At 48.6% G+C, this 2,747-nt stretch carries 1 protein-coding gene; it reads right to left on the bottom strand.

What is annotated here, in order from left to right; all coding sequences use genetic code 11:
- Window positions 1-2,747 (bottom strand): coiled-coil domain-containing protein (locus WEIDD23_RS03780; RefSeq protein WP_197458787.1); only part of this gene is annotated, 2,747 nt, incomplete at both ends.

The raw sequence follows: 2,747 nt of genomic DNA, 5'->3' as shown, positions 1-2,747 counted from the left end.
GTTCAATGACGCTGCTTCGGCAAGTACTGCTTGGTAACCAATAACGTTACCCGCTTCATCAAAGACTGGCGTTGGCGCTACACCACTACCATCCAAGTCAAAGCTTGAGGCTCCATTTTGCAAACCAATGTGGTCGAAGTAACCAGTTGCTGCCAACGCAGCTGACAAAGAATCATACGTCGTACCATCTGGGGCCGTCACCGTAATCTTCAAGTTATCCTTCTTAGCGGTTTGCTTTAGCACGGCATCGATTGGCGCAAAGTCATTTACGTTAATTTCAGCGTCAGACTTACCAGTTACCGTACCAAGTACCTTACCGGATACGTCCTTAACTTGAATCTTTTGACCATCCAATGGGGCATAAATGACCTTCATTTGCGTCGTACCAGCTGCAAAGGTTGGGTTCGCCTTCACGGCATCTTCAAGTGAGGCATATTCCTTACCATCTGGAGCAACAACTCGGTGCGCGTATCCATCAATGTCCAGATTTTCATCAACCTTGTTCATTTCAGCCAATGCATTCGAAACGTTAACCTTCGTATCCGTGTAACCTGTTGATACGATTGCCGCTTCAACCTTTTCATCTTGTTGCAACTTAGCCAAAGCATCCGCAACCGTGGTCAACTTTTGGGCATTCTTGTTGCCAGTTGCTGGGGCTTCACCTTGCTTAAAGCCTGATTCCGTTCCCAGCTTCACCACAACCTTGGCAGGATCTGGCGTGTACGTTACCAAGTAATTCGTACCAGCTGGCACACCTTCAACATTAATTGTTGACCCGTCCGTCATCTCGATAACGTTACCATTCGCATCCGTTACTGTTGCTGTGTAACCGGTCTTAACTGGCACATCAATGTTCTTAGCACCTGCTTGAACTGAAATATCAGCCGTTGGCAAGTAGATGACTGAAACGTCACTGCCTGCTGGCACATCAATCGTTGACCCCGTAGACGTTTCCGTCTTCGATCCATCTGGCGTAATCGTCGTCTTGGCACCATCTGGCGTCAATTCAGTGTATTGGGCCGTTCCAGAACCATCCGTCACAAAGATAAATGGCTTATCACCGTGCTTAGGCACCGTCACAACTTGGGCGTTCTTAGCACCTGAAACATTGGCTGATGCCTTGCCATCGGCCGTGTCCAATTGCACAACCTTTTGCTTACCATTCGCATCCGTCACAATCACAAAGGCACCATCACCATTTGCAACCGGTACAGACACTTGACCATTCGTCACAGGTACTTCTTGCTTCTCAACTGGCTTGTTGTTAGCTGGGGCTGACGTGGCCTTCAAAACGTTCATCGCATTTTGAATATCCGTCATCGTGGCATCGTCGCTTGCCAACAATGTCGACAACTGCTTACGAGCCTTAACAACGTTATCGTCAGTGGCATTTGCAAATTGGTCAACCAGCTTGGCACCATCAGCTTGCATATCATGCAACTTCTTCGTCATGTCAGCCAAGCGGTTTTGCACGTCAGTCAAGTTTGGCTGAAGTGCAGATGCCGTCGTATCAGCTTGCGTTGCCAAGTTTTGCAAGTCGGTCACTTGTTGTGTCAAATCACCTAACTTGTTCTTCTTGTCCATGGCAACTTGATCTTGCAAGTTGGCTGGCACCTTGATAGCTGCCACAGCGTCGGTCACCTGCTTTAAGGCATCCTTCGCCGTTGCAACAGCCTTCTTGTAATCTGCGACCTTTTGCGCTGCCGTCGTTGGGTCGTATGACGTTGCATTCAAAGCATCGTCAACCGCTTGCTTTGCCGTCGTCACACCGTCAACGTCAGCAACGTTAGCTGGTACAACGGTGTCATTGGCGTTTTGCAACTTTGAAACAGCTTCATCGATAGCAGCTGTCCCCTTAGCCGACTCAGCATCCTTCACCGCTTGGATACGATTCTTAACGTCTTGGTTAGCAGCGTTATCACCGTTATTCACAGTCGTAATGACCTTATCGGCCGCATCAACAACCGTTTGGCGCGCTTGCGTAACCGTCTTGATATCTGATTCCAATTGCTTGCGTGCATCATCAATGGCCGTCTGTGTTGCCTCATCAGATGACGTCAACTCTTGCAAGTGCTTGATATCAGCATCGACCGTTGTCGTATCTTGATCAACATACTTGGCAACATTCGCGTCGTCAGACCAAGTCGTTACTACCTTGTTACCAGCATTCTTAGCATCCGTGACATTCTTTGTCATCGCCGTAATGTCATCAGTAACCTTCTGTTGGGCCTTCTTGATATCAGCCAACGTCTTAGAATCGTCAGCGGCTGCCGTCTGCAATGCCGCCTTATCATCCTTCAACGTTGCACCAGCTGCATCTGCTTGGTCAGTGATGTTCGTTTGCACATCCGCCGTTGCAATACCATTTGCCTCAGTAACCGCTTCTTCACGGTTCTTCTGCAATGGCTTCAAGATACCATCAACGATATCTTGTTGTGCCTTGATGTCTGAGGCCTTCGTTGTGCCGTCATTCTTAGGGTCAGTCAAGTTCTTCAAGTTAGCAACAGCTGTTGCCAACTTGTCTTGGTCGGCTGGTGACAACTTCTTGATTTGATCATCTAAGTTTGCTGGCTCAGCAACAGTTGCCTTACCCTTGGCCGTTGCCAACGCATCCTTAGCACCAGACACAGCCTTGTCCAAATCACCAAGCGCCTTGTTCAACGTATCTGTATTCAAGTCCGTTGCGTTCAAGGCGTCGTTCACAGCCTGCTTGGCAGTATTAACGGCATCCGAATCGGAAACATTCG

The sequence above is a fragment of the Weissella sp. DD23 genome (assembly GCF_001579105.1).
GTDB classification, from domain to species: domain Bacteria; phylum Bacillota; class Bacilli; order Lactobacillales; family Lactobacillaceae; genus Weissella; species Weissella cibaria.
The sequence above is the reverse complement of the archived record's forward strand: the minus strand, read 5'-3'. Positions and strand labels throughout refer to the sequence as shown.